The following is a 25,186-nucleotide window of genomic DNA, read 5'->3' as shown; positions in this document are numbered from 1 at the left end:
TCGGGAAGAACCGGCGCGAACTCCCGACCCGGTGCGCCACCGGTGCGGTGGCAGCTCCATCCGGATGGCCGCCCGTGCGCGAGCGGCCGGCGGGAGTTCGTCCTCCCCCGCTCAGCGCGCCACGGCGGGCGCGCGGGCGAGTGGGTCCTGGCCGCCGACCGGACGATCGCCGAGCAGGTCGTGCAGGAAGCTCTGGCGCCAGGCCGTGAGATCGTCGCGCGCGACCCCGGCATACAGCGCCTTCCACCGCGCGATCCGCTCGGCCCGCGGCATCTCCACCGCACGGCGGATCGCATCGGCGAGATCCTCCCGGCTGTTCGGATTGACCAGAAGCGCCTCGCGCATCTGCGCCGCCGCTCCTGCGAAGCGCGACAGGATCAGCACGCCGGGATCGTCGGGATCCTGCGCGGCGACATATTCCTTCGCAACGAGGTTCATGCCGTCATACAGCGGCGTGACGATCGCGGCCCGCGCCGCGCGATAGGCCCCGGTGAGCACGTCGCGCGGCATCGACTGCGCGCGATAGCGCAGCGGCGCCCAGGCCAGCGTGCCAAATTCGCCGTTGATGCGCCCGGCCTCCGACAGCAGGCGGTCGTGCAACTGCTGGTACGCTTCCACGTCGGTGCGGCTCGGCTGGCCGATCTGGAGCAGGGCGACCTTCTCGCGCCATTGCGGCTCGTCTTCCAGGAACTGCTCGAAGGCGGCGAACTTCTGCGGCAGGCCCTTGGAGTAATCGATGCGGTCGACGCCGATCAGCAATTGCTGATCCTCCGCCTTCATCGTCGCGCAGGTCCGCCGTGCCGCTTCCGAAGCGACCATTGCGCGCATCTCGCCCATGTCCAGGCCGATCGGATACGCGCCGGCGCGGACGGTGCGGTCCAGCGCGGTCAGCGATCCGGCGCCGTCCAAACTGCCCTTCAGCTCCTCGACGACATAATCTTCGAACGCGTCCAGCCAGCCCTGCGTCTGGAAGCCGATCAGGTCATAGTCGAACATCGCCTGCACCAGCTGGTGGTGCCGCGGCAGCGTGGACAGCACCTGGCGCGCCGGCCAGGGGATGTGGAGGAAGAAGCCGATGCGGTTCTGCGCGCCGCGCGCGCGCAGTGCGCGGGCCAGCGGCACCAGATGATAGTCGTGCACCCACAAGGTATCGTCCTCGCGCAGCAGCGGCATCAGCGCGTCGGCGAACTTCTCGTTCACCTGCGCATAGGCCGCGCCATAGGCACGCTCGTGCATCACCAGGTCCGGCCGGTAATGGCAGAGCGGCCACAGCGTGCGATTGGAGAAGCCGTTGTAGTAATTCTCGATCTCGTCCTCGGTGAGGTCGATGGTCGCGACGTCGATGCCGCCGTTGCGGCGCACGTTTGCCGGCCCCGGCGCGGCGCTGGCCTGCCCGCTCCAGCCGAACCACAGCCCGTGATGTTCACGCAACGCGGCGGAAAGCGCCATTGCCAGCCCGCCCTTCGACGCCTCTCCGCGCGAGTCGATTTCCGCTACCCTGTTCGAGACGACGACCAGCCTGCCCATGCGCCCTTCCTGTCTATTCGTTCAGGATAACGACCGGACGTGCGGAAAGTGCCGGAACCAATTGGTTCAACTGGATCAATGAAGTCTCGTCACGGCCGGGGAACGATGCCTTGCAGCAGCGGTTCTGCCCTGCGTCGACGGATGGAGAATCTCTTGCCCCGCCCTGCCCTGCGCATCTTCACGCTCGATCGGGCGACCTCCCTGCCTGCCGCCGCACGCGGTCTCGGATTCGATGCGGTCCTGGCGCAATCCGTCTCCCCGCTTTTCTCCACCGAAGCGACGTTCGCCGACCTGGCGGCGGACTGCGCCGGGGCCGGTCTGAAGCTGCTCCTGCCGGTGGATGTCGCGCGCTTCGCGGCCGATCATCCGCTGGTGACGAGCCATCCGCAGGCGTTCACGCTGCGCCACGGCGGCAGCGGAGAGGCACCGCTCGATCCCCGCCGCACGCCCGATGTCGCGGGCGAGGCGCGGGCGCGGCTGCGGGCGCCGGAAACCGCCGAACTGCTGCGCGCGCCGATCGCCCGGTCGCTCGCCGATCTGGCCGCCGGCGGGGTTGGCGGGTTCCTGCTGCTGGGCGCGGGGAATCTCGGCCCGGCGTTCGTCCGCGACCTGATCGCCGAGATTCGCGCAAGCGCGCCGGACGCGCTGTTCCTCATCTCCGCTGCCGAACTGACGCGCCCGCAAGCGCTGGCGCTGGGCGGTGCGGGGCTCGACGGGCTGATCTCCTCCTTTGCCTGGTGGGACCTGCGCGCGCCCTGGCTGGTGGAGGAACGTGCGGCGCTCCAGTCCGTCGCCCCGCTCCTCGCACAGGTTCCGGCAGACGCGCTGGAGGATGGCGGCGACCCTGTGCTTGCGCTCCAGCGGGTCGCCGCGGCGGCGGCGATCGGTGACGGCGTGCTGCTTCCCGCGGCGCTGGCCGGGGCGGGCGAAGACGCATCGGCGGCGGTGCGCCGGGCGGGCGAGACCGTGGCGGCGGCGATGCGCCACCCCGGCGAGATGCGCCGGCTCAGCGGCTCGGGGGCGGCGGTCACCGCGATCCTGCGCGCCGACGCCGCCGACGTGCGGCAGGCCGGATCGGCGCTGCTGGTGCTGCTCAACACCGCCGGCACCCGGCAGCCGGCGCCCGAACCCGCGCTGCTGTTGCCCGGCGCGGGCGCCGACTTCGCGACCTTCCGACTGCTGGATGGCGCGGGCGACCCGTGGGCGCCGCTCGCCCCCGGCGAAGTGCGCCTGCTGGTCGCCGACCGCGCCGCACCGATCACCCTCGCCATCGCCGGGGAGAGCGCAACCGAGGCCGGCGCGGCGGATCGCCTGGTGATCGAGGATGTGCGCCCCCGCGTGGACGGCGGCTTTCCCGTCAAGCGCGTGGTGGGCGAGCGCGTGGAGGTGGAGGCGCTGGTCTTCGCCGACGGGCACGAGCAGCTTGCCGCCGAGCTGCACTGGCGGGCAGCGGACGGCGATTGGGCGGCGGTGCGCATGGAGCAGCTGCCCAATGACGGCTGGCGCGCGTCCTTCCCGCTGGAGCGGCTCGGCCGACACGAGTTCCGCGTCGAGGGATGGCTCGATCGCTTCGGCGGGTTCCGGCGCGACTTCTTCAAGAAGCTCGAGGCGGGTGTGGCACAGCCGGTGGACCATGCCGAAGGACGCGCGCTGGTGGAGGCAGCGGCGGCGCGCGGCGGCGATCTCGGCAACTGGCCGGCGCGGTTGCGCGAGGCGGGCGATGGCGAGGAAAGCGCGGTGCTGCTGCTCTCGCCCGATCTTGCCGCGGCGATGGATGCGGCCGACGACCGCCCGCACCGCCTCCGCTCCGCCGTGCAGCCGGTGGATGCCGAGCGGCTGCAGGCGCGCTTCTCCAGCTGGTACGAGCTGTTCCCGCGCTCCATCACCGATGATGCCGCACGCCACGGCACCTTCCGCGACGTGATCGGCCGCTTGCCGGCGGTGCGCGACATGGGCTTCGACACGCTTTATTTCCCGCCGATCCATCCGATCGGGCGGACGCATCGCAAGGGGCCGAACAACACGCTGACCGCCGGACCGGACGATCCTGGCAGCCCCTATGCGATCGGCAGCGCCGAGGGCGGGCATGACGCGATCCATCCGGCGCTCGGCACGGCGGAGGACTTCGCCGCCCTGGTCGAGGCGGCGGCGGCGCACGGGCTGGAGATCGCGCTGGACTTCGCGATCCAGGCCTCGCCCGACCATCCCTGGCTGACCGAGCACCCGGGCTGGTTCGCCTGGCGGCCGGACGGGTCGATGAAATATGCGGAAAACCCGCCCAAGAAGTATCAGGACATCGTCAACGTCGATTTCTACGGCCCGGATGCGGTGCCGGCCCTGTGGGTGGCGCTGCGCGACGTGATCCTGCTCTGGGTGGAGCGCGGCGTGAAGACGTTCCGCGTCGACAATCCCCACACCAAGCCGCTGCCCTTCTGGGAATGGATGATCGGCGAGGTGCGCGCCGCGCATCCCGAGGTGATCTTCCTGGCCGAGGCGTTCACTCGGCCGGCGATGATGTACCGGCTGGCGAAGATCGGCTTCTCGCAGAGCTATACCTACTTCACCTGGCGCGACGGCAAGGCGGAGCTGACCGACTATATCACCGAGCTGACGACAACCGCGCCCAAGGAGTTCTACCGCCCGCACTTCTTCGTCAACACGCCGGACATCAACCCGATCTTCCTGCAGACGAGCGGGCGGCCCGGCTTCCGCATCCGCGCGGTGCTGGCGGCGACCTTGTCGGGGCTGTTCGGCGTCTATTCCGGGTTCGAGCTGTGCGAAGCCGCGCCGGTGCCGGGCAAGGAGGAATATCTCGATTCCGAAAAGTATATCGTCAAACCGCGCGACTGGCAGGCGCCGGGCAATATCATCGCCGACATCACGCTGCTGAACCGGCTGCGCCGCGCGCATCCCGCGCTCCAGACGCACCTGAACACCCGCTTCTACCCGGCGCATGACGACAACATACTCTACTATGCCAAGCCCGCGGCGGACGGGACGGACATGATCCTCGTCATGGTCAATCTCGATCCGCACCATGCGCACGAGTGCAGCTTCGAGGTGCCGTTGTGGGAGTTCGGCCTGGGCGACAATGACAGCGTCGCGGTGGAGGATCTCGCCGCCGGTCACCGCTTCCGCTGGCAGGGCAAGACGCAATCCATCCGCCTCGATCCATCAGAACCCTACCGCATCTGGCGCATTTCCGGAGATACCGAATGATCGCGACCGACCCGGCTCTCCTCCGGGACCCGCTCTGGTACAAGGACGCGGTGATCTACCAGGTCCACGTCAAGTCCTTCTTCGACAAGGACAATGACGGGATCGGCGACTTTGCCGGGCTGATGGACAAGCTGGATTATATCGCCGATCTCGGCGTCACCGCGATCTGGCTGCTGCCCTTCTACCCTTCGCCCCGCCGCGACGACGGCTACGACATTGCCGAATATCGCGACGTCAGCCCCGATTACGGGACCATGGAGGATGCGCGCGCGTTCATCGACGCGGCGCATGCGCGCGGCCTGCGCGTCATCACCGAACTGGTCATCAACCACACCTCGGACCAGCATCCCTGGTTCCAACGCGCGCGCCACGCGCCCAAGGGCTCGCCCGAGCGCGACTGGTATGTGTGGTCGGACGACGACAAGATCTATTCCGGCACGCGCATCATCTTTCTCGACACCGAGAAGAGCAACTGGACGTGGGACGAGGTGGCCGGCCAGTATTTCTGGCACCGCTTCTACAGCCACCAGCCGGACCTGAATTTTGACAACCCGGAGGTGCTGAAGGAAGTGCTTTCCGTGATGCACTTCTGGCTCGATCTCGGCATCGACGGGCTGCGGCTGGACGCGATCCCGTATCTGATCGAGCGCGACGGCACCTCCAACGAGAACCTGCCGGAAACGCACGACGTGCTGAAGAAGATCAGGGCCGATCTCGACGCGCATTATCCCGATCGCATGCTCTTGGCCGAAGCCAACATGTGGCCGGAGGATACACAGCAATATTTCGGCGGCGCCAATGACGGGAAGGGCGGCGACGAATGCCACATGGCGTTCCACTTTCCGCTGATGCCGCGCATGTACATGGCGGTGGCGCAGGAGGATCGCTTTCCGATCACCGACATCATGCGCCAGACGCCGGAGATTCCGGAGAACTGCCAATGGGCGATCTTCCTGCGCAACCATGACGAGCTGACGCTCGAAATGGTCACCGATGCCGAGCGCGATTACCTGTGGAACACCTACGCCGCCGACAAGCGCGCGCGGATCAACCTGGGGATTCGCCGTCGCCTCGCGCCCCTGATGGAACGGGACCGCCGGCGCGTGGAGCTGATGAACGCGCTGCTCCTCACCATGCCGGGCACGCCCGTCCTTTATTATGGCGACGAGATCGGCATGGGGGACAACATCTTCCTGGGCGACCGGGACGGCGTGCGCACGCCCATGCAATGGTCGCCGGACCGCAACGGCGGCTTCTCCCGCGCCGACCCCGCGGGCCTGACGCTGCCGGCGATCCAGGACCCGCTCTACGGCTTCCAGGCGGTGAACGTGGAGGCGCAGGAGCGCGATCGCCACTCGCTGCTCAACACGGTGAAGCGCATGCTGGCGGTGCGCCGCGAGCATCAGGCGTTCGGCCGCGGCACGCAGCGCTTCCTGCGCCCCGCCAATCGCAAGATCCTGGCGTATCTGCGCGAGCTGGACGGCGACACGATGCTGTGCGTCTTCAATCTCGGTCGCTCTGCGCAGGCGGTGGAGCTGGACCTCCACGAGTTCGAAGGGCGCGTGCCCGTCGAGCTGACCGGCGGCACCGCCTTCCCGGCGATCGGCCAGCTGCCCTATCTGCTGACCCTGCCGCCCTACGGGTTCCTGTGGTTCTCGCTCTCCGGCGAGCAAGGCGCGCCCGATTGGGCGAGCGCGGCACCAGGCGTTGACGTGGAGCGGCATACCTTCGTGCTGCGCCCCGCGCTTGCCGACGTGACGCAGGGCCAGAGCCGCGACGTGCTGGAACGCGACATCCTGCCCGCCTATGTCGCGCAGCGCCGCTGGTTCGGCGCCAAGGACGAGGCGATCACGAACGTGTCGATCGCCCGCGTGCTGCCGCTGCCGGGCGCCGACGACCTGCTGCTGACCGAGCTGGCGGTTTCCACCGCCAGCGGCACGGCGACCTACACGCTGCCGCTCGGCATCGCCTGGGAGGGCGAGGCGCAAGGGCCGTTCGCCTCCAACCTGGCGCTCGCCCGGGTGCGGCGCGGGCGCACGGTGGGGCTGCTCACCGACGGCTTCACGCTGACGGGCTTCCCGTCCTCGGTCGTGCAGGCGCTGCGCGACAAGGCGGAGGTCGCCCTGGAAGGCGGCACGCTGCGCTTTGTCGGTACGGACGCGCTGGACATCGCGCCGGACGCGGAGCCCGAATGGCTGTCGGCCGAGCAATCGAACAGTTCGATGGTGCTCGGCCAGCGCGCGGTGCTGAAGCTGCTGCGCAAGATCCAGGGCGGCGTGCATCCGGATGCCGAGATGGTGCGCTACCTGACCGCGAACGGGTTCGAGAACACGCCGGCGATCCTGGGCGAGGTATGGCTGGAGGAGGGCGACGACAGCAGCCTCGTCATGCTGGCGCAGCGCTTCGTCTACAATCAGGGGGACGGCTGGGGCTGGACGCTCGGCATCCTCGAACGGCTGGCGAGCGACGACGAGACGAGCTTCTCCAATTACGAGAACTTCGCCTGCAATCTCGGCCGGCGGCTGGCGGAGATGCACAAGGTGCTGGCGGCGCCGAGCGACGACCCGGCCTTTGCGCCGGAGCCGCTCAGCCTGGCCGAGGCGGATCGCCTGTCCGGCCGCATCGAGGGGCAGCTCGACCGTGCGCTGGGCCTGCTCGCCGGGGCAACGCTGGACGAGGATGCGCAGGCGTCGGCGGCGTTGCTGCGCGACCATCGCCAGCAGATCACCGACCGCATTCGCGCCACCGCGCGCGAAGCGGAAGGTCGGTCCCGCACGCGCATCCACGGCGACCTGCACCTCGGCCAGGTGCTGGTGACCGGCAGCGACGTGATGATCATCGATTTCGAGGGCGAACCGGCCAAGCCGCTGGCCGAGCGGCGCGAGAAGGACCTGGCCGTCCGCGATGCGGCGGGCGTGCTGCGCTCGTTCGACTATGCGGCGGCGGTGGGCCGGCAGAACCTGCCCGCCTCGTCGGAAGGCGATCAGGAACGCGCGCGCGAACGTTACGACGAGTTCCGCGACGCCGCGGCGCGCGCCTTCCTGTCCGGTTATACCGGCGAGGAGGAGCCGCGCTTCGAGCCGCTCCTGAACCTCTTCCTGCTCGAAAAGGCCGCCTACGAGGTCGCCTACGAGGCCGCGAACCGGCCGGACTGGATCGGCGTGCCGGTCGCGGGCCTCGCCCGTGCCGCGCAGCGCCTGCTGGGGAATGCGGCATGAAGCTCGACGAGAATATCGCGGCGCTGACCGGCGGCCGGGCAGTGGATGCCTTTGCGCTGCTCGGCCGCCATGGCGAGACCGTGCGTACGTTCCAGCCGGGCGCCGAAAGCGTGACGGCGGTCGCGCGCGATGGCGGGCGGGAGCTTGGCCGGCTGGAAGACGGGGGCGACGGGCTGTTCGCCGGCACCGTCGAGGACGTGCCCTACCGCCTGCGCATCGCCTGGCCGGGCGGCGGCGTGCAGGAAACGGAGGATCCCTATTCCTTCGGCCCGGTGCTCGGCGATCTCGACCTCTACCTGTTCGGCGAGGGGCGCCACTGGGACCTCGCCCGGGTGTTCGGTGCGCAGCCGCGGACGGTCGATGGCGTGGACGGCACCGCCTTTGCCGTGTGGGCGCCCAATGCGCGGCGCGTCTCGGTGGTCGGCGACTTCAACAGCTGGGACGGGCGCCGGCACCCGATGCGGCTGCGCCATGGTGCTGGCGTGTGGGAGCTGTTCGTGCCCCGGATCGGCGCCGGCACGCCCTACAAATACGAAGTGCTCGGCGCCGATGGCTCCGTGGTCCAGAAGGCCGATCCGATCGCGCGCCAAACGGAAAAGCCGCCGATGACCTGTTCGGTGGTCGCGCCCGCGCCCGATTTCCGCTGGACCGACGAGGACTGGATGGCCGAGCGCGGCCGGCGACAGGCGCCCAACGCGCCGATGTCGATCTACGAGGTCCATGCCGCCTCCTGGCTGCGGCCGGACGGCGACCCGGACGGCATTCTCGACTGGCACGGGCTGGCCGAGCGGCTGATCCCCTATGTCGCCGGCATGGGCTTCACCCATGTCGAGCTCCTGCCGATCATGGAGCATCCGTTCGGCGGTTCCTGGGGGTATCAGCCGCTGTCGCAGTTCGCGCCGTCCGCGCGGTTCGGCGATCCGGCGGGCTTTGCGCGCTTCGTGGACGAATGCCACCGCGCCGGGATCGGCGTGATCCTGGACTGGGTGCCGGCGCATTTCCCGACCGACCCGCACGGCCTCGCGCATTTCGACGGCACGCACCTCTACGAACATGCCGACCCGCGCGAGGGGTTCCACCAGGACTGGAACACGCTGATCTACAATCTGGGGCGGCGCGAGGTGTCCGGCTTCCTGCTCGCCTCCGCGCTGTGGTGGCTGGAGACGTTCCACGTCGACGGCCTGCGCGTCGATGCGGTCGCCTCCATGCTCTACCGCGATTACAGCCGCAATGCCGGCGAGTGGGTGCCCAACATCCACGGCGGGCGCGAGAACCTCGAGTCGGTCGAGTTCCTCAAGCACCTGAACAGCGTGGTGGCCGAGCGCTGCCCCGGCGCGATCACGCTGGCGGAGGAATCCACCGCCTGGCCGGGCGTCACCGCGCCGCTGGCGGCGGGCGGCCTGGGCTTCACCTACAAGTGGAACATGGGCTGGATGCACGACACGCTCCAGTACGTGGAGCGCGACCCGCTGTACCGGCGCTGGCACCATGGCGAGCTGACCTTCGGCCTCGTTTACGCCTTCTCCGAGAAGTTCGTCCTGCCGCTCAGCCATGACGAGGTGGTGCACGGCAAGGGGTCGCTGATCGGCAAGATGCCGGGCGATCCATGGCGCAAGCTCGCCAATCTGCGCGCCTATTTCACCTTCATGTGGACGCATCCGGGCAAGAAGCTGCTCTTCATGGGCGGCGAGCTGGCGCAGGAAAGCGAGTGGAACCATGATGCGCAGATCCCGTGGCAGCTGCTCGACCGGCCGGACCATGCCGCGATCCAGCGCCTGGTGCGCGACCTGAACACACTCTACGCCGCCGAGCCGGCGCTGCATGCCGGCGATGCCGATCCTGCCGGGTTCCAGTGGATCGTCGGCGACGATGCGGAGGCCGGCGTGTTCGTCTATGCCCGGCTCGGCGGCGCGGGCGCGCCTTGCGTTGTGTGCCTGAACATGTCGCCCGAGCCGCGCTACGGCTATCCGATCGGGCTGCCCCGCCCCGGCCGCTGGGACGAGATCTTCAACAGCGACGCCGGGATCTACGGCGGCGGGAACATCGGCAATGGCGGGAGGGTTGAGGCGGATGCGACCCCCGCGCGCGGCCAGCCGGCCAGCGCGCAGGTCGTCCTGCCGCCGCTTGGCGCAGTGATCCTACGCTTCGGGGGACATTGAGCGTTGACCTATCTGCCCGACCGGCTCGAGTCCGGCTCACCTTACCCGCTTGGCGCCACGTTCAACGGTCTGGGCGTGAACTTCGCGGTGTTCTCCGCCCATGCCGAGAAGATCGAATTGTGCGTGTTCGAGCCGACCGGCAAGCGCGAGATCAAGCGCTACGAACTGCCGGAATGGACCGACGAGGTGTGGCACGGCTATCTGCCGGATGCGCGGCCGGGCCTGCTCTATGGCTATCGCGCTTATGGCCCCTATGCGCCGGAGCAGGGCCACCGCTTCAACCCGAACAAGCTGCTGCTCGATCCCTATGCCCGGCGGTTGCAGGGGGACGTGCGCTGGACGGACGCGCTGCACGGTTACCGGGTGCGTTCGCGCAAGGAGGATCTGAGCTTCGACCCGCGCGACAGCGCGCCGGCCATGCCCAAGGGCGTCGTGACCAACGACAGTTTCGACTGGTCGCAGGACGTGAGGCCCAACACGCCCTGGTCCGAGACGGTGGTGTACGAGGCGCATGCCAAGGGCCTGACCAAGCTGTTCGAGGAAGTCGCCCCGCCCGAGCGCGGCACCTTTGCGGCGCTGTCGCACCCCAAGGTGATCGACCACCTGAAGCGGCTGGGCGTGACTGCCGTCGAGCTGATGCCGATCCACGCCTTCGTGCAGGACCGGTTCCTGCAGGAAAAGGGCCTGCGCAATTACTGGGGCTACAACACGCTCGGCTATTTCGCGCCGGAGCAGAGCTATTTCGCGGGCGAAAGCCATGACGAATTGCGCCTCGCCGTGCGCCGGCTGCACGCCGCCGGGCTCGAGGTGATCCTGGACGTCGTCTACAACCACACCTGCGAAGGATCGGAGCGCGGGCCGACGATGAGCTGGCGCGGGCTCGACAACGCCACCTATTACCGGCTCGTCCAGGACCAGCCGCGCTACACGATCAACGACACCGGCACCGGCAACACGCTGAACCTGGAAAAGGCGCGCGTCATCCAGATGGTGACGGACTCCCTGCGTTACTGGGCGACCTCGTTCGGCGTGGACGGCTTCCGCTTCGACCTGGGGCTGACGCTGGGGCGCGAGGCGGACGGGTTCAATCCGGGTGCGGCGTTCTTCGACGTGCTGCGCCAGGATCCAATCCTGGGCAAGCTGAAGCTGTCGGCGGAACCGTGGGATATCGGTCCGGGCGGCTATCAGCTCGGCAACTTCCCGCCCGGTTTCGCCGAGTGGAACGACAAGTATCGCGACGGCGTGCGCAAATACTGGCGCGGCGATCCCTCCATGCGGGGCGAGCTGGCGGCGCGCATGTCCGGATCGGGCGACCTGTTCGACCGGCGCGCGCGGCGTCCCTGGGCGAGCGTCAACGCGCTCGCCGTGCATGACGGCTACACGCTGGCCGACACCGTCGCCTACGAACAGCGGCACAACGAAGCCAATGGCGAGGACAATCGCGACGGCCATTCGGAGAATTACTCGCGCAATTGGGGCGCGGAGGGGCCGACCGACGATCCCGCGATCAACGACGCGCGCCGCCGCGTGATGCGCTCCATGCTGACCACCCTGTTCACGTCGCTCGGCACCCCGCTGCTCCTCGCAGGCGACGAATTCGGGCGCAGCCAGGGCGGCAACAACAACGCTTATTGCCAGGACAACGAGATCGGCTGGGTCGACTGGTCGGTGCTGAAGACGGAGGAAGGCGAGGCGCTGATGCGCTTCACCTCGCGCCTGATCGCCCTGCGGCGCGAGCATCCGCTGCTGCGGCCGAACAACTTCCTGTACGGCGAGGCCGCGGCGAACGGCGTCAACGACCTCGAATGGTGGGACGAGCGGGGGCACCAGCTGTCGCCGGAGGATTGGGACAATCCCGAAGGCCGCGCGCTGGTGATGCGTCGCGCGCGCCAGCTGGAGGATGGCAGCGTGGAGGCGATCACGCTGTTGCTCAACGCCTCGGGCGACGCGATCACCTTCACCCTGCCCGCGCCCGACGTGCCGCGCACGGTGCTGGTGGACAGCGCCAGGCCGGACGAGGAGGCGTTCGAGATCGGCGGCGACTACGAGGTGGGCCCGCAAGGCGCGGTGCTGCTGCGCTGGACGGTGGTGCCGGAGCAGGCGCAGGCGGAGCAGGGGGCGTGACCGCCGCGTGGGGCGCCAGGCTGCTGGCGCCTTCGCGCACCCGCTTTACGCTCTGGGCGCCGGACCGCGATGCGGTGGTGCTGGAGCTTGAGGGCGTGGCTCCCGTCGCCATGACCCGCGATGCGGATGGCTGGTTCGCCGCGGAGGCGGACGTGGGTGCCGGCGCGCGCTACCGCTTCAGGCTGGACGACATGGCCGTGCCCGATCCTGCCTCGCGCGCGCAGGAAGGCGGCGTGCACGGGTGGAGCGTGGTGGTCGACAGCGACGCCTATAGCTGGCGGACCGCGGAGTGGCGCGGCCGGCCGTGGGAAGAAATGGTGATCCAGGAGGTGCATGTCGGCACGCTCGGCGGGTTCGCCGGCGTGGCCGAAACGCTGCCGGCGCTGGCGGCGCTGGGCGTCACCGCGATCGAGCTGATGCCGGTGAACGCGTTCGGCGGCACCCGCAACTGGGGCTATGACGGCGTGCTGCCCTATGCTCCGGCGGAAAGCTACGGCACGCCGGACGAGCTTCGCGCGCTGGTGGACCGCGCGCACGAGCTGGGGCTCAGCGTGTTCCTGGACGTGGTCTACAATCATTTCGGGCCGGACGGTAATTACCTCGGCGCCTATGCCGGCGACTTCTTCCATGCCGAGGTGGAGACGCCCTGGGGCGGCGCGGTGGCGGTGGACCGGCCTGCGGTGCACCGCTTCTTCGTCGACAACGCGCGGATGTGGCTCGCCGACTATCGCATCGACGGGCTGCGCTTCGACGCGGTGCACGCGATCGACAATCCCGGCTTCCTCGACGCGATGGCGCGCGAGCTGCGCGAGCTGCGCGAGGCGGTGGGCGCGGACCGCCACGTGCATCTGGTGCTGGAGAATGAGGAGAACGATGCCGAACGGCTCGGCCCCGGCCGCTACGACGCGCAATGGAACGACGACTTCCACAACGTGCTGCACGTCCTGCTGACCGGCGAGACCAGCGCCTATTACGCCGATTTCGCCGACCGGCCGGCCGAGCGGCTGGCGCGGTGCCTGGGCGAGGGCTTCATCTATCAGGGCGAGGCCTCGACCAACCAGGACGGCAAGCGCCGCGGCAAGCCGAGCGGCGACCTGCCGCCGACCGCCTTTGTCTCTTTCCTCCAGAACCACGACCAGATCGGCAATCGCGCGCTGGGCGAGCGGCTGACGCTGCTCGCCGATCCGCAGAAGCTGCGCGCCGCCACCGCGCTGCTGCTGCTGTGCCCGCAGATCCCGCTGCTGTTCATGGGCGACGAGAGCGGCAGCGAGGCGCCGTTCCTGTTCTTCACCGATTTCCATGACGAGCTGGCCGATGCGGTGCGCGAGGGCCGCCGCCGCGAGTTCGCCAAGTTCGCCGCCTTTGCCGATCCGCAAGCACGCGAGCGCATCCCCGATCCCAATGATCGCGAGACGTTCGAGCGCTCGCGGCCGGCGCCGGGGCCGGCGGCGGAAGCATGGCGCGCGCTCTATCGCGACCTCCTGCGCCTGCGGCACGAGGCGATCGTCCCGCGGCTGAAGGGGGCGACCGCCGCCGGTGCGGAGGCGATCGGCGAGGCGGCGGTGGTCGCGCGCTGGCGGCTGGCCGATGGGGCGACGCTGACGATCGCGCTGAACCTCGGCGACGAAGCGGTGACGTTCCCGCAGATCGACGCGGCGCCGCTCCATGCGCAGGGCGACGCAGGCGCGCCGGGCAGCGTCGCGGCGTGGATCGTGCCATGAGCGGCCTGCACGATCTTGCCGCCGCCGCCGGGTTGCACATCGACTGGGAGGATGCGCTCGGTGAAGCGCAGCGCGTCTCGGACGAGGCGCTGACGACGGTGCTCGGCGCGCTCGGCTACCCCGCCGACAGCGCAGCGGCGATCGCCGACAGCCAGGCGCGCCTTGCCCGCGAGGCGGCCGAGTGCAGCTTCGTGTCGGCCGATATCGGCCAGCCGGTGTCGCTGCCCCCAGGCTGCGCACAGGCGGGCACCGCCGACCTGGTGCTGGAGGACGGCAGGCGGCGTACCGTCACCATCAGTGGCGGCAGCCTGCCGGGGATCGACACGCCGGGCTATCACCGGCTGGTGCTGGACACGTCCGAGCTGCGGCTCGCGGTCGCGCCGCCGCGCTGCTTCCGCGTGGAGGATGCCGCGCCCGGCAAGCGCATCTGGGGGCCGGCGGTGCAGATCGCCGCGCTGCGCGACGATCGCGCGTCCGCCTTCGGCGATTTCGGCACGCTGGCCGACAGCGCGCGCGCCTTTGCCGGATGCGGCGCCGATGCGCTGGCGATCAGCCCGGTGCACGCGCTGTTCCCGGCGGATGCCAGCCGCTACAGCCCGTATGCGCCGTCCAGCCGCCTGTTCCTGAACGTGCTGTATGGCGATCCGGCGCTCGCCGGGCTTGCCCTGCCGGACGAGCCCGCCCCCGATCTGATCAACTGGGCCGACGCGATCCCCGCCCGGCTGCGCACGCTGCGCGCGGCTTATGACGCGCGCGGGGACACGGTGCGCGCCGGCGTGGCGGCCTATGCACAGAAGGGTGGCGACGAGCTCGTCCGCCATGCCCGCTTCGATGCGTTGCATGCCCATTTCTTCGCGGCCAGCGGGGCGACCGGCTGGCAGAACTGGCCGGCCGAGTTCCACGATCCGGCGGGGAACGCCGTGGCCGCCTTTGCCGCGCAGAACGAGGACGAGGTCGGCTTCTACCTGTTCCTGCAATGGCTCGCCAGGCAGAGCCTGGATGCAGCGCAGCGGGCGGCGACGGACGGGGGCATGGCGCTGGGCCTGATCGCCGATCTCGCCGTGGGCATGGACGGCGGCGGCAGCCATGCGTGGAGCCGGCCGGACGATCTCCTCACCGGCCTGTCGATCGGCGCGCCGCCCGATCTGCTGGGGCCGGACGGGCAGAACTGGGGCATTACCGGCTTCTCGCCGCAAGCGCTGCGGCGCACCGCGTTCGAGCCGTTCATCTCCACCGTGCGCGCCGCGCTCGACCATGCCGGCGGCATCCGCATCGACCATGCGCTGGGGCTGCATCGCCTGTGGGTCGTGCCGCACGGCGCCTCCGCGAGCGAGGGCGCGTACCTGTCGATGCCGCAGGACGACCTGCTGCGCATCCTGGCCATCGAGTCGCAGCGGTCGCGCGCGGTGGTGATCGGCGAGGATCTCGGCACCGTGCCGGAGGGCTTCCGCCCGGCGATGGACGCACGCGCGATGCTCGGCATGCGCGTGCTGTGGTTCGAGCGCGACGAGGACGGCGTGCCGATCCCGCCCGCCGATTGGGATGCGGAGGCCGCCGCGATGACCGGCACGCACGACCTGCCGACCGTGGCCGGTTACTGGCAGGGCCGCGACATCGACTGGACATGGGCGCTCGGCCGCACCTCCCGCGCAACGGACGAGGCGGCCGATCGCGAGACCCGCGCCGAGGATCGCACGCGGTTGTGGCAGGCGTTCACCGCGGGCCGGGTGACCGACGCGCCCGAGCCGGCGCCGGAGGACACCGCACCGGTGGTGGACGCCGCCCTGGCCTTTGTCGCCGCCACGCCCTCGGCGCTCGCGATCGTGCCGCTGGAGGATGTGGTCGGCCTTGTCGAACAGCCCAACCTGCCCGGCACCATCGACGAGCATCCCAATTGGCGCCGCCGCATGCCGGACACCACCGCCGCCTTGCTCGCCCGCGCGCCGGTTGCCGCCCGGCTCGACTTGATCCGCACCGAAAGAACCCGATGAACCCCCGCGCCACCTATCGCTTCCAGTTCCACAAGGACTTCACCTTCGCCGATGCGCGGGCGCTGGTGCCGTATCTCGCCCGGCTCGGCATCAGCCACCTCTACGCCTCGCCGATCACGACCGCGCGGAGCGGCTCCACCCACGGCTATGACGTGGTCGATCCCACCCGCATCAACCCGGAATTGGGCGGAGAGGAAGCGTTTCGCGACCTCGTCGCCGCCCTGCGCGCGCAGGGGCTGGGCATCATCATCGACATCGTGCCCAATCATATGGGCGTCGCGGGCGGCGAGAACGCGTGGTGGAACGACGTGCTGGAGAAGGGCGAGGCGAGCGACTACGCGCGCTTCTTCGACATCGACTGGCGCGAGAAGCTGGTCCTGCCGGTGCTCGGCGAGCCGCTGCCCGCGGTGCTGGCGAGCGGCGCGCTGAAGGTCGAAGAGCAAGACGGCACGCTGTTCCTGACCGCCTACGGCGAGCATCGCTTTCCGATCCGCGCCGAGGATCGCGCCGGCCTGCAGCCGACCGACGATCGCGAGGCGATCGGCGACCTGCTGGACCGGCAGCATTACCGGCTCGCCTCCTGGCGCACCGCCAATGACGCGCTCAACTGGCGCCGCTTCTTCACCATCAGCGAGCTGGCGGGGCTGCGCGCCGAGGACCCGGCCGTGTTCGAGGCGACGCATGCGCTCTATTCCCGCCTGTACGGCGAGGGACTGATCGACGGGGTCCGCGTGGACCATGTCGACGGCCTGACCGACCCCGCCGGCTATTGCCGCACCCTGCGCGATCGGCTGGACGCGATCGCGCGGCCCGCCGATGCTCCGGCCGGCCCGGCCTATCTGGTCATCGAGAAGATCCTCGGCGCGGGCGAGCCCTTGTCCACCGACTGGGGCGTGGACGGCACCAGCGGCTACGACTTCATGGAACAGGTGGCAGGGCTGCTCCATGCGCCCGAGGGTGCGGAGCCGCTGGGCGCGTTGTGGGCGGAGGTCAGCGGGCGCTCGCCCGTGTTCGCACCGGAGGAGTTGCAGGCGCGGCAGGACATGCTGGCCTGGCAATTCGAGGGCCAGCTCACGGCATGCGTCGCCGCGTTCGTGGCGCTGGCCGGCTCCACGCCCGAGGGCGACGGGGTGACCCGCGGCATGCTGCGGCGCGCGGTCGAGCGGCTGCTATGGGTGTTCCCGGTCTACCGCACCTATGGGCTCGGCACGTCGGCGCCGGCCTCGGACGCGGCCGTCCGCGAAGAGGCGCGCGCACGCGTCGCCCGGTTCGTGCCGCCGGGCGAGTGGCCGGTGATGGACCTGGTTCTCGGCTGGCTCGCCGGCACCGGCCCTGGTGACCCCGCGCTGGCCGGCGAGGCGGTGCGCCGCTTCCAGCAGCTTTCCGCCCCCATCGCGGCCAAGGCGGTGGAGGACACCGCCTTCTTCCGCTACGGCCGGCTGCTGTCGCGCAACGATGTCGGCTTCGACGCCGCGCGCATGGCCTTCTCCGTCGAGGAGTTCCATGCGGCCATGGTTGGCCGTGCCCGGGACTTCCCGCGGGCGATGCTCGCCACCGCGACGCACGACCACAAGCGCGGCGAGGACGTGCGGGCGCGGCTGGCGGTGCTGAGCGAAGTGCCGGCGCTCTGGCGCGAGCATCTGGCGCGCTGGGAAGCGCACGCCGACGAGATCGATGCGGCGATCGATCGCGGCGATCGCTACATGCTGCTCCAGACGCTGTTCGGCGCCTGGCCCGAGGGCCTGGCGGCAACGGATGCGCACGGGCTCGCCGCCTTCGCCGAGCGCGTGAACGGCTGGCAGGAGAAGGCCCTGCGCGAGGCCAAATTGCGCTCCTCCTGGGAGGCGCCGGACGAAGCCTATGAGGGCCGGTGCAAGGCGCTGACCGAGGCGCTGCTCGATCCTGCGCGCTTGCCTTCGTTTCTTGCGGACATGGCCGGGCTGATCGATTGCCTTGCGCCTGCCGCGCGCGCGAACACGCTGGCGCAGGCCGCCTTGCGCTACACCGTGCCGGGGGTGCCGGATCTCTACCAGGGCACCGAACTGCTCGACACCAGCCTGGTCGATCCCGACAATCGCCGACCGGTGGACTATGCCGTTCGCCAGGCAGTGCTGGCCGGCGAGGCGCAGGCGCCCGGCGGGGAGAAGCTGGCGCTGATCGCGCACCTGCTCGACCTGCGCCGGGCGCACCCGGACCTGTTCGCACAAGGAGAGTATCGCCCGCTGGCCGCGAGCGGGCCGCGCGCCGCGCATGTTCTCGCCTTCGAGCGGGCGGGCGGCGGCAAGTCGCTGCTGTGCGTGGTGGCGCTGCACGTCGCGGACGCGCTGGTCGACCGCGATGCGCCGGTGCCGTCGGCCGAGTGGTGGGGCGACACCGTGCTCCATCGCGGGGACGAGCGGCTGGCGGTGGCCGGCCTCCTCTCCGACGCGCCCGTGCACGTCGCGCTGGCCGGCTAGGCAGCCAGCTCCTTCAGCGGCACCGCAGGATCGGCCAGTCGCGCCGGATCGGGTGCGCTCCCCGCCGCCACCAGCGCGCGACCCTGCACATAGTCGCGGGTGGCGTTGACGCAGTCGAGCGCGATCACCCGGCCGCCGCGAAGGTAGATCAGGGAGAAGCTGCGGGTCGGCGGATCGCCGCGCGTGACGATCGCGTCATGGCCGATCGACAGGCCCACGGTCTTGAGCTGCAGGTCGTACTGGTTGGACCAGAACCACGGCACCGCGTCATAGGGAGCCGGCGCGCCGGTGATCGCCCTGGCCACCACCGCGGCCTGGTCGTTGGCGTTCTGCACGCTTTCCAGGCGGATCGCGGCGCCCGCGGCGAAGCGGTTCTCGTGCAGCGCGCAGTCGCCGATCGCGAACACGTCGGGCAGGCTGGTGCGGCAGAACGCATCCACCGCCACGCCGTTGCCGCCCTCGGCCCCGGCCGCCAGCAGCGGCTCGACGGCGGGCACGATGCCGATGCCCACGACCACCATGTCGGCCGGCAGCACCTCGCCGCCGGCGAGCCGCACGCCCGACGCCCGGCCGTCGCGTTCCTCGATGCACTCGACCGTCGCGCCAAGGCGGATGTCGACGCCGTGCGCGCGGTGTTCCGCCTCGTAGAAGCGGGACAGCGGCGCGCCCGCGACACGCGCCAGCACGCGGTCCTGCGCCTCCAGCACCGTCACCTGCTTGCCCGCCTTGGCCAGCACCGCCGCCGCCTCCAGCCCCACATAACCGCCGCCGATCACGACGGCGCGAGTGACCTGTGGCAGCTCCGCCACCATGCGGTCGGCATCGGCGCGCGTGCGCACCGTGTGCACGCCGGCGAGATCATGGCCGGAGCAGACCAGCCGCCGCGGGCTGCCGCCGGTCGCCCAGACGAGCTGGCCATAGCCGATGCGCGCACCCGCTTCCGTGGTCACCTCATGTGCGCCTGCATCGACACCCACCACGCGCTCGCCCAGGCGCAGCGCCACGTCGCGCTCCTGCCAGAAGGCGGCCGGGCGCAGCAGGATCCGCTCGAACGGCTTTTCGCCCGACAGATACTCCTTGCTGAGCGGGGGGCGCTCATAGGGCAGGTCGGGCTCTGCGCCGATCAGGGCGATGCTGCCGGCGAACCTGGCCTGGCGCAGCGCCACCGCGGCCTGCGCGCCGGCATGGCCCGCGCCGACGATCGCCACGTCGAACCGCTCGCTCACCGCAGCCGCTCGGCATGCCAGGCGAGGTGATCGGCCAGGAAGGTGGAGATGAAATAATAGCTGTGGTCGTAGCCGGGCTGCATCCGCAAGGTGAGCGGAATGCCCGCCTTTTCGCAAGCGTCGGCCAGCAGTTCGGGGCGGAGCTGCTCGGCAAGGAAGCTATCGGCGTCGCCCTGGTCGACCAGCAGCGCCTTCACCCGCGCGCCATCCTCGATCAGCGCCACCGCATCATGGCGGCGCCACGCGGCGCAGTCCTCTCCGAGATAGCCGCCCAACGCCTTCTGCCCCCACGGAACCTGCGAGGGCGCGACGATCGGGGCGAAGGCGGACACGGCGCGAAAGCGTTCGGGAAAACGGAGCCCGACCGTCAGCGCGCCATGCCCGCCCATGGAATGGCCGGTGATCGACTGGCGGGTCGTATCAATCGGGAACGCCTCGGCGACCAGCGCCGGCAGCTCGTCCGTGACATAGCTCCACAGGCGATAATGCCGGTCGAACGGCGGCTGCGTCGCGTCCACGTAGAAGCCGGCGCCCAGCCCGAAATCATAGGCGCCGGCCGGATCGTCCGGCACGCCTTCGCCGCGCGGCGACGTGTCGGGCGCGACGAAGATCAGGCCCAGCTCCGCGCAGGCGCGGCGATATTCGCCCTTTTCCGTCACGTTGGCATGGGTGCAGGTCAGCCCAGACAGGTACCAGACGACCGGCAGCCTGGCGCCGGGCGCATGGTCCGGCACGAACACGGAAAAGGTCATGTCGGTGCCGGTCGCGGCCGAACGGTGGCGGTAGACGCCCTGGGTGCCGCCGTGCGCGCGGGCGGTGGAGACGGTCTCGATCATGGACAGGCAGGTGGCATGCGCGCCTGCCCCCGGCAAGCGGGTTCCGATCCGGCGCGATCCGCTCTACAAGCCCGCCTTATGGTGCGTCCCCTGCTGTCGATCGTCGTCCCCTGCTACAACGAGGAAGCCTGCCTCGACCTGCTGCACGCGCGGGTTTCCGCCGCGGCGCGGGCGGCGGTGGGCGAGGAGTACGAGATCCTGTTCGTCAACGACGGCTCCCGCGACGCGAGCTGGCCGGCGATGCAGCGGCTGGCCGCGCGCGACCCGCATCTCGTCGCGATCAACCTGTCGCGCAACCACGGCCACCAGCTGGCGCTGACGGCGGGGCTGGACCTGTCGAGCGGCGAGCAGATCCTCATCATCGATGCCGACCTGCAGGACCCGCCGGAACTGCTGTCCGACATGCGCGCGGTGATGGCGGCGGAAGGGGCGGATGTCGTCTATGCCGTGCGCCGCAAGCGCGAGGGGGAGACGTTCTTCAAGAAGGCGACGGCGGCGATGTTCTACCGCCTGCTGAAGCGCCTGACCGATACGGAGATCCCGCTCGACACCGGCGACTTCCGGCTGATGAGCCGCCGCGCGCTCGACGCGCTGCTCGCGCTGCCCGAGCAGGCGCGGTTCATTCGCGGCATGGTGGCGTGGATCGGTTTCCGCCAGGTGCCCTTTCCCTATGACCGCGCGGAGCGGCATGCCGGCGACACGCATTACCCGATCGGCAAGATGGTGCGCCTGGCCTTTGATGCGGTGACCGGCTTTTCCACCGCGCCGCTGCGCTTTGCCAGCCATGCGTCGGTGATCCTCGCCGGCGCGTCGCTGCTGCTGCTGTTCTACATCGCCTGGGGTTATTTCGAGGGCGATCCGGTGCAGGGCTGGACGTCCACCATGCTGGTGGTGACGGTGCTCAGCTCGATCCAGATGTTCGTGCTGGGGATGATCGGTGAATATCTCGGCCGGATGTACGTGGAGGTGAAGCGCCGCCCGCTCTACCTGGTGGCGGACGTCGCCGGCCCGGTGCAGGGCCGCGCGACGCTGGGCTTCCGCGAGGAGGATGTCCGCGCGAGCGACCCCCGCACCCGCGCGGAGTGACGGTCAGGCCGGCTCCGCCAGCGTGATGATCGACACGCCGGGGCTCATCGGCACGCGGCCGACCATGTGGCGTTCCAGCCGGAAGATGCCTTCGAACAGGCTGTTGAGCACCGGCGGCGGCGGCGAATCGTCGCTGTCGTCCTTGCCGGTCATCCGCCCCACCATGCGCGCCGCGGCGGCCAGCGGGAACAGCAGCGAGTTGAAATAGCCGAGCTTGCGCTCCCTGAGGCCGGCGCGGTGCAGCGCGTGGCGCAGCGTCTTCTTCGAATAGCGCCGGTGATGGTGGTTCACCACGTCGTGCGCCGACCACATCCACTGATGCGCCGGCACGGTGATGAGGATCTTGCCGCCCGGCTTCAGGCAGGCGGCCATCGCCTTCAGCGCGGCGACATCGTCCTCGATATGCTCCACCACGTCGAGCACGGCGATCAGGTCGTAGGCGCCGCGCTCCACGCCCGGCAGGACGGGGAGCGGCGCGGCGGACACCGCGCGGCCGATCCGCTCGGCAGCGATGGCGCGGGCGGCGGGATCGATCTCGATCGCCTCCACCTGCCCGAAATGCGCGAGCATCGGCAGGTTGTGCCCCGTGCCGCAGCCGATCTCCAGGATGCGGGCGTTGCCGGGCAGCCGGCCCTCGCGCGTCAGATAGTCCGCCAGGATGTCGCGCCGGGCGCGGTACCACCAATGCGTGGAATCATGCGCGGCCATGCGGTCGTAGACGATGCGGTCCATATTCTTACTTGAACACCAGTTGACGGTTGAGGGCAAAGGTCGCGAGCGGGGTGACGAAGATGCACGGCACCAGCGGCGCCCAGGCGGGGCCGTGGAACAGCGGGCCGGTGATGATCCAGGTGAAGGCGAGGTTCAGCGCCATGCCGGACAGCTGCACCGCCAGGAACTTCGCCTGCTGCCGCCCGCTCGTGTCGCGCGTGCCATAGCCCTTGAAGCTCCACCGGCTGTGCAGCACGAAGCCGACCGCCGCGGCGACCACGAACGCCGGGGCGACCGCCAGCACGGACAGGCGCTCGCCGAACACCCACCAGGCAAGCGGCAGGTAGACGGCCGAATAGATCACGGTGGAAAGCCCGCCGGCGATGCCGAAGCGCACGAGCTGCCAGAAGACCTCGTTGTCGCGCAGGCGGTGGAGACGGGAAGCGGTCAAGAACTTGTCCTTTGCGGGCGTGCTGTTAGGGCCGCGGGCAGATTAAGGGAAGGTGCCTTGGGAAACGTGAAAAGCGGGGCGGCGGCATTCCGGGACGATCTCGACCGGCACTGGTTGCAGCTGACGCTGGTCGTATGGCTGTTCGCCTGCATCTGGTCGGTGTGGAGCCATTGGGCGCAGATCTACTGGCTGGGCCTCGGCGACACGGACGACAACATGCGGCTGATGCAGGTACGCGCCTGGCTCGGCGGGCAGGGCTGGTTTGATCTGCGACAGTACCGGCTCAACCCGCCGGCCGGCTTCGACATCCATTGGAGCCGCATCGTCGACCTGCCGCTGGCCGCGCTGATCGTGGTGCTGCGGCCGTTTGCCGGCACCGAGATGGCCGAAAAGCTCGCCTGCGGCATCGCGCCGCTGCTGCCGCTGTCGATCGCCATGGCCGGGCTGGCAGCGACGGCGCGGCGGCTGGTCGCACCGCTCGCCTGGCCGCTCGCGCTGGTGCTGCTGATGGGCTGCACCGCCACCCTCTTGATGTTCTCGCCCGACCGCGTCGACCATCACGGCTGGCAGCTTGCCATGCTGAGCGTCACCGTGGCGGGCCTGTGCGATCCGAAGGGACCGCGCGGCGGCTTGCTTGTCGGCGTGGCCAGCGCGGTGTCGCTGGCGATCGGGCTGGAGATGCTGCCTTATTGCGCCATGGCGGGGGCGATCGTCGCATTGCGCTGGGTCTGGACGCACGAGGAGGCGCCGCGGCTGCAGGCCTATGCGCTGTCGCTCGGCGGCGGCACCGCGCTCGGCTTCGCGGTGTTCGCCAGCTATGCCAACCGCGCCGCGCGCTGCGATGCGCTCACGCCGGTGTGGCTGAGCGTCACGGTGGTTGCCGGCGCGCTGCTGTTCCTGTGCGCGCGGTGGAGTCCGCAAAGTCGCGCCGCGCGACTTGGCGCGGCGGCTGCGGCGGGCGCGGTGGTGGCGGGCGGTTTTGCCCTGGTGTTCCCGCAATGCCTCGGCCGGCCGGAACAGGTTTCGCCCGAACTGGTGAAAAGCTGGCTCAGCAACGTGCGCGAGGCCAAGCCGATCTACAAGCACCCGTTCCGCAACGCCTTTCCGATCGCCGTGCTGCCGGTGATCGGCGTGATCGGCGCGATCCTGGCCACCTGGCGCGCGCGGCGCTCTCCGGCAATCTCCGGGTGGCTGCCGGTGATGCTGTTCGTCACCTTTGCCGCGCTGATGCTGTTGTGGCAGGCGCGCGCCGGGCCCGCGGCGCAGTTGCTGGCGGTGCCGGGCGCAACCGCGCTGGCCTGGATCGTGCTGCCGATCCTGCTCGCCAACCGCTCGGTCTTCGTGCGCGTGTTCGGGACGGTGGGCGCGTTTCTCCTCCTCTCCGGCCTGTTCTCCGCCTTTGCGATCCGCTGGCTGAAGGTGGACCCGCCTTCCCCGCGCATGCAGCAGATCAACCGCGCGGGCGGCAAGTGCACGTCACTGCCGCGCCTGCAACAGCTCGACCGCTTCGCCGCGACCACGATGTTCACCTTCGTGGACCTCGGCCCGCGGCTGATCGTCGCCACCCATCACAGCGCCGTGGCCGGCCCCTATCACCGCAACGGCGATGCGATCCTCGATGTGCAGCACGCCTTTTCCCGCACGCCGGCGGAAGCGCGCGGCATCATGAAGGCGCACGGCGCGACAATGCTGCTGGTCTGCCCGAACATGTCCGAATCGACCGTGTACCGCGCCCGCAATCCCGGGGGCTTCTACGACCAGCTGGCCAGCAACGCGCGCTTCGACTGGCTGACGCCGGTGCCTTTGCCCAGGGGCGCGCCGTTCCGGCTGTTCCGGATCAGGTAAGGCTGACGCGCAGGCCGTCGATCACGAACTGCACGGCCAGCGCGGCGAGCAGCACGCCCAGCAGGCGGGTGATGACCGCCTCGATCTTGGCGCCGAGCACCCGCATCAGCGGGCGGGCGAGCAGCAGGGCGCCGAGCATCACCAGCAGGATCGTCGCCAGCGCGCCCAGCACGACCAGCGATTCCTCCATGCCGTGCGCGCGCCCCATCAGCAGCATCACGGAGGCGATGGAGCCCGGCCCGGCGATCATCGGCATGGCCATGGGGAAGATGGAAACGTCCTCCACCTCCTCGGCGGCGACCTGCGCGGCGCGGTCCTCGCGGCGCTGGGTGCGCTTTTCGAACACCATTTCGAGCGCGATCAGGAACAGCATGATGCCGCCGGCGATGCGGAAGCTGGGCAAGGTGATGCCGAGCGCGTGGAGCAGATCCTCGCCGAACAGCGCGAAGACGAGCAGGATCGCCGCGGACACCAGCACCGCGCGCACCGCCATGGCGCGGGCATGGGTGGGCGTCGCCCCCGCCGTCAGCCCGGCATAGATCGGCGCGCAGCCGGGCGGATCGATGACGACGAAGAACGTGATGAGGCAGGAGACGTAGAGCTCGATCACGGGCGC

The 25,186-nt window shown here is 70.0% G+C and carries 15 protein-coding genes; 9 read left to right on the top strand and 6 right to left on the bottom strand.

The window, feature by feature from the left end; all coding sequences use genetic code 11:
* Positions 1 to 111 precede the first annotated feature (111 nt).
* Positions 112 to 1,527 (bottom strand): alpha,alpha-trehalose-phosphate synthase (UDP-forming), encoded by a 1,416-nt coding sequence (locus DVW87_RS14335; protein WP_114688494.1) that lies wholly within the window; start codon positions 1,525 to 1,527, stop codon positions 112 to 114.
* A 141-nt stretch (positions 1,528 to 1,668) separates the two neighbouring features.
* On the opposite strand from DVW87_RS14335, the gene DVW87_RS14330 reads away from it, so the two are divergent.
* The 7 genes from DVW87_RS14330 to treY are packed head-to-tail and all read left to right on the top strand — an operon-like array spanning position 1,669 to position 18,415.
* Positions 1,669 to 4,746 carry an alpha-1,4-glucan--maltose-1-phosphate maltosyltransferase gene (locus DVW87_RS14330; RefSeq protein WP_114688493.1) on the top strand — a complete coding sequence of 1,026 codons (3,078 nt, stop codon included), beginning with the start codon at positions 1,669 to 1,671 and terminating at the stop codon, positions 4,744 to 4,746.
* Positions 4,743 to 7,964 carry a maltose alpha-D-glucosyltransferase gene (treS, locus tag DVW87_RS14325; protein WP_114688492.1) on the top strand — a complete coding sequence of 1,074 codons (3,222 nt, stop codon included), beginning with the start codon at positions 4,743 to 4,745 and terminating at the stop codon, positions 7,962 to 7,964. The genes DVW87_RS14330 and treS overlap by 4 nt, the downstream gene beginning before the upstream one ends.
* On the top strand, positions 7,961 to 10,123 hold the full coding sequence (glgB, locus tag DVW87_RS14320; RefSeq protein WP_114688491.1) for a 1,4-alpha-glucan branching protein GlgB: 2,163 nt from the start codon (positions 7,961 to 7,963) through the stop codon (positions 10,121 to 10,123). Before treS ends, glgB begins: the two co-directional genes overlap by 4 nt.
* A 3-nt stretch (positions 10,124 to 10,126) precedes the next feature.
* Entirely contained in the window at positions 10,127 to 12,247 is a 2,121-nt protein-coding gene (glgX, locus tag DVW87_RS14315; protein ID WP_114688490.1) for a glycogen debranching protein GlgX, read from the top strand.
* Positions 12,244 to 13,968, top strand: a complete 1,725-nt coding sequence (gene treZ, locus DVW87_RS14310; RefSeq protein ID WP_114688489.1) for a malto-oligosyltrehalose trehalohydrolase — start codon at positions 12,244 to 12,246, stop codon at positions 13,966 to 13,968. Before glgX ends, treZ begins: the two co-directional genes overlap by 4 nt.
* A complete protein-coding gene (malQ, locus tag DVW87_RS14305) occupies positions 13,965 to 15,959 on the top strand; it encodes a 4-alpha-glucanotransferase (RefSeq protein ID WP_114688488.1) in 1,995 nt (664 codons plus the stop codon). The genes treZ and malQ overlap by 4 nt, the downstream gene beginning before the upstream one ends.
* A complete protein-coding gene (gene treY / locus DVW87_RS14300; RefSeq protein WP_114688487.1) occupies positions 15,956 to 18,415 on the top strand; it encodes a malto-oligosyltrehalose synthase in 2,460 nt (819 codons plus the stop codon). Before malQ ends, treY begins: the two co-directional genes overlap by 4 nt.
* On the opposite strand, the gene DVW87_RS14295 is transcribed toward treY, so the two are convergent.
* Positions 18,412 to 19,641, bottom strand: a complete 1,230-nt coding sequence (locus tag DVW87_RS14295; protein WP_114688486.1) for an NAD(P)/FAD-dependent oxidoreductase — start codon at positions 19,639 to 19,641, stop codon at positions 18,412 to 18,414. The two genes, treY and DVW87_RS14295, sit on opposite strands and share 4 nt — an antisense overlap.
* Positions 19,638 to 20,477: an S-formylglutathione hydrolase gene (fghA, locus tag DVW87_RS14290; protein WP_114688485.1), complete on the bottom strand. Its 840-nt coding sequence runs from the start codon at positions 20,475 to 20,477 to the stop codon at positions 19,638 to 19,640. The genes DVW87_RS14295 and fghA overlap by 4 nt, the downstream gene beginning before the upstream one ends.
* Before the next feature lie 78 nt (positions 20,478 to 20,555).
* Between fghA and DVW87_RS14285 the strand changes: the two genes are divergently transcribed.
* On the top strand, positions 20,556 to 21,563 hold the full coding sequence (locus DVW87_RS14285) for a glycosyltransferase family 2 protein (protein ID WP_114688484.1): 1,008 nt from the start codon (positions 20,556 to 20,558) through the stop codon (positions 21,561 to 21,563).
* A gap of 3 nt (positions 21,564 to 21,566) precedes the next feature.
* Here DVW87_RS14285 and DVW87_RS14280 read toward each other — a convergent pair whose 3' ends face one another.
* Positions 21,567 to 22,295 carry a class I SAM-dependent methyltransferase gene (locus DVW87_RS14280; RefSeq protein ID WP_114688483.1) on the bottom strand — a complete coding sequence of 243 codons (729 nt, stop codon included), beginning with the start codon at positions 22,293 to 22,295 and terminating at the stop codon, positions 21,567 to 21,569.
* Between the two features lie 4 nt (positions 22,296 to 22,299).
* Positions 22,300 to 22,725, bottom strand: coding sequence for a GtrA family protein (locus DVW87_RS14275; protein ID WP_239017928.1), 426 nt, complete (start codon positions 22,723 to 22,725; stop codon positions 22,300 to 22,302).
* Positions 22,726 to 22,791: 66 nt separating this feature from the next.
* Between DVW87_RS14275 and DVW87_RS14270 the strand changes: the two genes are divergently transcribed.
* Positions 22,792 to 24,570, top strand: coding sequence for an AcrB/AcrD/AcrF family protein (locus tag DVW87_RS14270; protein WP_114688482.1), 1,779 nt, complete (start codon positions 22,792 to 22,794; stop codon positions 24,568 to 24,570).
* Here the strand turns inward: DVW87_RS14270 and DVW87_RS14265 are convergent.
* Positions 24,563 to 25,180, bottom strand: a complete 618-nt coding sequence (locus DVW87_RS14265; protein WP_114688481.1) for a MarC family protein — start codon at positions 25,178 to 25,180, stop codon at positions 24,563 to 24,565. The genes DVW87_RS14270 and DVW87_RS14265 overlap by 8 nt on opposite strands.
* Between the last annotated feature and the right edge of the window lie 6 nt (positions 25,181 to 25,186).

Origin of the sequence: Sphingomonas aracearum, from assembly GCF_003345355.1 — a bacterium.
Taxonomy (GTDB): Bacteria; Pseudomonadota; Alphaproteobacteria; order Sphingomonadales; family Sphingomonadaceae; genus Sphingomonas; species Sphingomonas aracearum.
Note: the sequence above shows the minus strand (reverse complement) of the source record. Positions and strands in the feature narration are given on the sequence as shown.

Bases quoted from the DNA above. Each gene is read 5' to 3' on its own strand.
- DVW87_RS14335 (WP_114688494.1), bottom strand. From the start codon at position 1,527: ATGGGCAGGCTGGTCGTCGTCTCGAACAGGGTAGCGGAAATCGACTCG.
- DVW87_RS14330 (WP_114688493.1), top strand. From the start codon at position 1,669: ATGGAGAATCTCTTGCCCCGCCCTGCCCTGCGCATCTTCACGCTCGAT.
- treS (WP_114688492.1), top strand. From the start codon at position 4,743: ATGATCGCGACCGACCCGGCTCTCCTCCGGGACCCGCTCTGGTACAAG.
- glgB (WP_114688491.1), top strand. From the start codon at position 7,961: ATGAAGCTCGACGAGAATATCGCGGCGCTGACCGGCGGCCGGGCAGTG.
- malQ (WP_114688488.1), top strand. From the start codon at position 13,965: ATGAGCGGCCTGCACGATCTTGCCGCCGCCGCCGGGTTGCACATCGAC.
- treY (WP_114688487.1), top strand. From the start codon at position 15,956: ATGAACCCCCGCGCCACCTATCGCTTCCAGTTCCACAAGGACTTCACC.
- fghA (WP_114688485.1), bottom strand. From the start codon at position 20,477: ATGATCGAGACCGTCTCCACCGCCCGCGCGCACGGCGGCACCCAGGGC.
- DVW87_RS14285 (WP_114688484.1), top strand. From the start codon at position 20,556: ATGGTGCGTCCCCTGCTGTCGATCGTCGTCCCCTGCTACAACGAGGAA.
- DVW87_RS14280 (WP_114688483.1), bottom strand. From the start codon at position 22,295: ATGGACCGCATCGTCTACGACCGCATGGCCGCGCATGATTCCACGCAT.